The sequence below is a fragment of the Sphingomonas sp. genome (assembly GCF_042096255.1).
Classification (GTDB): domain Bacteria; phylum Pseudomonadota; class Alphaproteobacteria; order Sphingomonadales; family Sphingomonadaceae; genus Sphingomonas.
In genome coordinates this window covers 1-5,621 of the sequence record NZ_JBELLZ010000142.1, presented here as the reverse complement: position 1 = coordinate 5,621, position 5,621 = coordinate 1, and the positions used below count along the sequence as shown (strand labels likewise).

Genomic DNA, 5,621 nt, shown 5'->3' with positions numbered 1-5,621 from the left:
CGGTGACGATCCGGCCGCCGACCTTGACCTGCTCGACCAGTGCGGGCGGGAGGTCCTCCACCGCGCCATCGACGAACAGGACATCGAACGGAGCCTGCTCAGCTTGACCTTCGGCAAGGGATCCCTCGACAACGGCGACATTGTCGTAAGACGCCAGTGCCTCGCGTGCCGCCGCCGCCAGCACGCCGTCACTCTCCACCGCGACCACCTGGGCGACGATCGGTGCCAGGCACGCCGCCGCATAGCCCGCGGCGGCACCGATCAGCAGCACCCGGTCGGTGCGACGCAGATAGGCCTCGGTCAGCAGCTTGCCTGTCGCCATCGGCGAGTTCGCCTCGCGCCCGCGGCCCAGCGGCACCAGCGAATCGCGATAGGCCAGCTCCGCCGGAACGCCGGGCAGGAACCGCTCGCGCGGCACCTCAGCCATCGCCGCCACGACGCGCACGTCGTTCACCGCGGTGGTGCGCAATTGGCTGGCCACCATCGCCTGCCGCATCGCCTCCGTCTCGGCGCCTGTGATGATCGCGTTCATGGGGTTCCTGTCGCACAGCTGTTTTAGGGACGCAACACACTTCATGCTGCCGTCGCCTGTTAACGCGCGCTGCCTGGGTCGCCAAGACGGTGCATGGTGGCGGCGCAACGGCTTGACAGCCAGCCCGCCTGCCCGCATCTGCCGCCTCCCCGCATCGAGGCCCGATGGCGGAGTGGTGACGCAGAGGACTGCAAATCCTTGCACCCGGGTTCGATTCCCGGTCGGGCCTCCAGCTTCCGCACCGATCCGCGCCGGTCAGGCGAGGGCATCGCCCTCGCGCGCACCGGCTACGTCCAGCCACGCTTCCGCACTCTCGATATCGTCGAAGAACTCGACGCCAGGGCGACTGGTCAGGCGGCGCGCCTGCATCCGGGCCAGCGAGCGCGAAGTGATGAAGGCCAGCTTCTGCGAACGGACACCCTCCGATCCGACAAGGCCCATGAACGCCTCCACCGCCTTCTGGCTCTGGATCGCCATCTGCCGGATATCGGCCAAGGTCAGGTGCTGGTGCGGAGCACAGCCCAACGCAGCCACGGCGCGTGCCATGTCGCCCGCCAACGTTGGAACCTCCTCGGGCTCGTAGAAGCCGCTCATGGTCAGTCTGATCAGCGCGCGTTCGGGCACGACGCGGAGAATATGATGTCCCGCCATGCGGCATCTCTGCCGACCGGAGATTACCGTTCTACGAACGTTCGACCCGAAGTCGTGGAGTAACCCGGCGCAATGACGCGATACGCCGCAGCAGCTCAGCGGACGGCCATGCTCGCCATTGGCATGCCGGCAGGCGGTGCCGCAGGCGAAACTTCGCTCAGCTTAAGGCCGTCCTTCTCGAACGTGCGCATCAGCCGGTTCGCGCGCCGGATATACGTCAGGCGCAGGTCTTCCCATTCGAACGGCTGCTTGTCGTCGCGATCGGGATCCCACTTGTCGCTGCGGTACAGGGATCTGGCCAGCATCAGCTCGATCTCGGTCAGCGATGGAACGTCCTTCTTGCGCGGCATGCCTACCCCCCGATTTGCGAGTCGCCGCTTGCAATATGGTCCCCCTGTGACAGCAAAGTGAAGCTGCCTTCGGCTCACCGGCCGATTTCGATCACTCCGTCGCCCGGCACGTCGCGATACAGCCGCTCCACCGCCTCCGACCGGGCGGCCAGCGCCGCGCGCTGGTTGACATAGCCCTTGTCGGTGATCTCGCCCGCATCGATCGAGGGCGGCGTTTCGAGCAGCACCATGCGCGCGATCCGGCGAGACGAACCGCCGGCGACGGCGTTGAACGCGGCGATCTTTTCCGCCGCCAGCGCAGCGAGCGCCGGGCGCGGGTCGCTGCCCGGCGCCGCCTCTGCCAGCGTCTGGAGCGCGGCGGCCGAGGGCCAGGCGAGAATACCGATGAAGGGCTTGTCCTGTCCCGCCACCACCACGTCCTGAAGGTACGGGCTCGCCGCCGCCACCACGTCGGGGCGCAGCGTGCCCACCGACACCCAGGTGCCGCTGTCGAGCTTGAAGTCCTCCGTGACCCGCCCGTCGAACACCAGCCCCTGCGCCGGGTCCTCCGGATCGAGGAAACGCGCGGCGTCGCCCAGCTTGTAGAAGCCTTCCTCGTCAAAGGCCGTCGCGGTCTTCTCGGGATCGCGATGATAGCCGGTGGTGACGGTTGGGCCCTTCACCCGCACCTCCATCTTGTCGCCCGCCGGCACCAGTTTCAGCGTGGTGCCCGGCAGCGGGAGGCCGATCAGCCCGACCCGCTCGGTCGCCCAGTGCACCACCGTCACACCCTGCGTCTCGGTGGCGCCGTACATGGTCAGCAGCGGGATACGCTCGCCGGTCTCGGCGATCGCCAGTGCCTGCATCCGGTCGTACAGGTCGTTGGACAGCGTCGCCCCGCCATAGCCCATCGACGTCAGGTTGCGGAAGAACGCCCGGCGCAGCACCGGATCGCGCTCCATCGCCTCGGCCAGCATCGCGAAGGCGACCGGGGCCGAGCCGAAGACGCGCGGCGAGACCTCGTAGAGGTTCTTGATCGTCGTCTCGAACAGGCCGGGCACGGGCTTGCCCTCGTCCAGGTAGAGCGTGCCGCCCGCCGCGATATTGCCGTTGAAATGGATGTTGCCCGCCGAAATGTGGCTCCACGGCATCCAGTCGAGGGACAAGGGCGGCTCGTCGGTTGGGCCTTCGTCGTCGCGCAGCCCCTCCTGGCCGGCGATGACGTGCACCATCATGCCATGGGTCTGCGGCACCCCCTTGGGCATGCCGGTCGACCCCGAAGTAAACAGGTATTTCCCGATCGTCTCATGCCCGATCCGCTCGCGCGCCTCGGCGACCGCGCCGGTCGGCTCGGTCGCGGTGAGGTCCCCGTAGAAGACCGTGCCATCACCGCCATCAGCGGTGACGAAGACGAGGTCGGGGTCGATCGCGCGCAGCGTGTCGAAGGCGCGCGCAAACGGCGCCGCCGCCTGCGCGAACACCACACGGGGCCGCAGCACGCCAAACGTATGCTTCAGCTTGGCGTGATCGGTGGAAACCAGGCTGTAAGCAGGGCTGATCGGCGCCGCCGGCACGCCCGCGGTATAGCAGCCCAGCATCAGCAGCGCCTGCTCGATCGAGTTGGGCGAAAGGATCATCACCGCATCGTCAGCACCCAGCCCGCGGTCGAGCAGCCATTGTGCAATCCCCTCCACCTGCCGCAGCGCCTCGCCATAGGTGACGCCGCGCCAGGGGCCGTGCCCCGGCTCCCGCTGCATCAGGTAGTTGCGGTCAGGATGCTCGCTCGCGCGCTCGGCAAACAGGTGCGCGATCGACCGGACCGGTGGCGCCATCGGGTGGTTCGACCGGATCAGGATAGCGCCGTCCTTGCGATGCTCCACGCTCACGTCCGGCCCCTTCTGCGGCAGGCGCCGGAACGGCGGCAGTGCTCCGCCCGTATTCGGTGCGGTGGCCATCACCCTCTCTCCATAACTTTTGTTCTGCTTGCGTTAGATCATGTTCAGGCGCGCAAGGAAACTGGCATTCGCGTCAGGGCCGGTGACCATTTGTGAACTCTGATCCGGTAGCGCTCGTCCGTCTGTCGCGACCGAGGCCATTTCCCGTGCGGATCGAAACCGTTGCGCTTGCCGATGCGCCTGCCGCCGCGTGGGACGATCTGGCGCGCGCGGCCGACAACGTCTTCTACGAGCGCTGGATGGTGGAGGCGGCGCTGGCGCTGCGCAACGCGGAGCCGCCGCGGCTAATGCTAGCGTGGAACGCCGACGACAGGCTCGCCGGCCTCCTGCCGCTCGGCGCCCGCAGCCGCCTCGGTGTGGATCTCGCCACCGAAAACTGGGAGCAAACCATCCGCGCGCTCGGCCAGCCACTGATCCGCGCCGGGCTGGAGCGGGAGTTTTGGCAGGCCGCCCTCCCCTGGTTCGACCGGTCGGGGGGCGGCGCTTTCCTCCGCTTGTCCGCGCTGGCGGCCGATTCGCCCGCGACTCTCGCGCTGCTTGACCTGCTCGCCGCCGACGGTCGCCGCCACGAAGTTACCCGCCGCTACGAGCGCGCGATCCTGCGCGGCGGCACCACCAGTGCGAACCATGCCGCGCTTCACGTCCGCGGCAAGGTGCTCAAGGAACACCGCCGCCTGCGCGCGCGCCTCGGCGATCGCGGTGCCGTGACCTTCGACCGACTTGCCGACGACGCGGACCCGACCCCGTGGATCGACGCGCTGTTCGCGCTCGAACTGACCGGCTGGAAGGGGCGCGACGGCGTCGCCGCCGCCGCCGACCCGTCCACCGAATGCGCCTTTCGCGACATCCTGGTCGAGGCGCAGGCGCGCGGCCGACTCGATTTCCATCGCCTCGCCGTCGCCGAACAGCCGATCGCGATGCTGGCCTGCATTGAGGGGCCGGGCGACACCGCAATCCAGCTCAAGATCGCCTATGACGAGGGTTGGGCACAGTTCTCCCCCGGCGTGCTGCTGGAGATGGAGTATCTGGCCCATGCGCTCGACCGGCGCGGTCTGGCGCTGGTCGACAGCTGCGCGCGCGCCGGCCACCCGATGATCGACCGGATCTGGCCCGAGCGGCGCGAGATCGTGAGCCTCGCCATCCCCTTCGACCGCTGGTCCTCCCGCCTCGCCGTCGCGGCGCAGGCCACCGCGCGCCGCTGGCGCCGAAAGGAAGCCGCATGACCGCTGACGCCACCGACCGCTGGCTCCCCGACGAGGGCATCGCCGATTTCGCCAGCGCCTATCCGGGCGAGTCCGCACCCGTCCGCCATCGCCTCCAGCATCATCCCCTGTTCGCGCTCGATGCGCTCGCCGACTTGGCCGCGCGCCTGCCCGCCAGCCATGTCGAGCACAGCCGCGGCGACCAGTCGGTCTCGCAGGATCCCGGCGCGGTGCGGCAGGAAGCGCTGCCGCCTGCCGAGATCGTCCGCACTATCGCCATCAACGGCTGCTGGATGGTCCTCAAGAAGGTCGATGCGGACCCCGCCTATGCCGCGCTGATCGACCAGTGCCTCGCCGAGATCGCCCCCACCGTTTCGCGCGAGACCGGCGCCTACATGCGGCGCGAGGCGTTCATCTTCCTCTCCGCGCCCAACTCGGTGACGCCCTTCCACATGGATCCCGAGCACAACATCCTGCTCCAGATCGCCGGGCAGAAGACGATGCGCGTCTATCCCGCGGGCGACTTCGAGATCGTTCCGCAGGAGGTGCACGAGGCCTTCCACCTCGGCGGCCGCCACCGCAACATGCCGCACCGCGACGCCTACGACGCCAAGGCGCGCGACTTCGTGATGCACGCCGGCGACGCGGTCTATGTCCCGGTCAAGGCGCCGCACTGGGTGCAGAACGGGCCGGAGCCGTCGATCTCCTTCTCGATCACCTGGCGCTCGGCGCTGAGCGATCGCGAGGCGCGCCTCCACCGCTTCAACGCGGGGCTGCGCAAGCTCGGCGCTACGCCCTCGACGCCCGGCGCCGCCCCGCTGCTCGACGACGTCAAGGTCGCCGCGCACAAGGGCACAAAGAAGGCGACGGCGCTCGCCCGCAAGGTGCTGGGCAAGGAACGCGACCGCTCGGCATACTGACCCTCCCCTCCCTGCAAGGGAGGGGTCGGGGG

Annotated in this window: 6 protein-coding genes and 1 tRNA gene; 3 read left to right on the top strand and 4 right to left on the bottom strand. The window is 68.9% G+C overall.

The annotated features are described in order from the left end of the window. Nucleotides 1–532, bottom strand: a 532-nt coding sequence (locus tag ACFDTH_RS17040) for a protein-L-isoaspartate O-methyltransferase (RefSeq protein WP_375288754.1), incomplete at its 3' end; no start/stop codon positions are given. A gap of 158 nt (nucleotides 533–690) precedes the next feature. On the opposite strand from ACFDTH_RS17040, the gene ACFDTH_RS17035 reads away from it, so the two are divergent. After that, nucleotides 691–764, top strand: a tRNA-Cys gene (locus ACFDTH_RS17035). A gap of 23 nt (nucleotides 765–787) precedes the next feature. Here the strand turns inward: ACFDTH_RS17035 and ACFDTH_RS17030 are convergent. The 3 genes from ACFDTH_RS17030 to ACFDTH_RS17020 form a co-directional block, all read right to left on the bottom strand. Further along, nucleotides 788–1,183, bottom strand: coding sequence for a hypothetical protein (locus ACFDTH_RS17030; protein WP_375288753.1), 396 nt, complete (start codon nucleotides 1,181–1,183; stop codon nucleotides 788–790). A 95-nt stretch (nucleotides 1,184–1,278) separates the two neighbouring features. Further along, nucleotides 1,279–1,533 (bottom strand): hypothetical protein, encoded by a 255-nt coding sequence (locus tag ACFDTH_RS17025; RefSeq protein WP_375288752.1) that lies wholly within the window; start codon nucleotides 1,531–1,533, stop codon nucleotides 1,279–1,281. Between the two features lie 74 nt (nucleotides 1,534–1,607). Beyond that, nucleotides 1,608–3,467, bottom strand: a complete 1,860-nt coding sequence (locus tag ACFDTH_RS17020; protein WP_375288751.1) for an AMP-binding protein — start codon at nucleotides 3,465–3,467, stop codon at nucleotides 1,608–1,610. Nucleotides 3,468–3,613: 146 nt separating this feature from the next. On the opposite strand from ACFDTH_RS17020, the gene ACFDTH_RS17015 reads away from it, so the two are divergent. Continuing rightward, the gene (locus ACFDTH_RS17015; RefSeq protein ID WP_375288750.1) at nucleotides 3,614–4,690 is read left to right on the top strand and encodes a GNAT family N-acetyltransferase; all 1,077 of its coding nucleotides are present in this window, start codon (nucleotides 3,614–3,616) and stop codon (nucleotides 4,688–4,690) included. After that, nucleotides 4,687–5,589 carry a cupin-like domain-containing protein gene (locus ACFDTH_RS17010; RefSeq protein WP_375288749.1) on the top strand — a complete coding sequence of 301 codons (903 nt, stop codon included), beginning with the start codon at nucleotides 4,687–4,689 and terminating at the stop codon, nucleotides 5,587–5,589. Before ACFDTH_RS17015 ends, ACFDTH_RS17010 begins: the two co-directional genes overlap by 4 nt. Nucleotides 5,590–5,621: the final 32 nt, after the last annotated feature.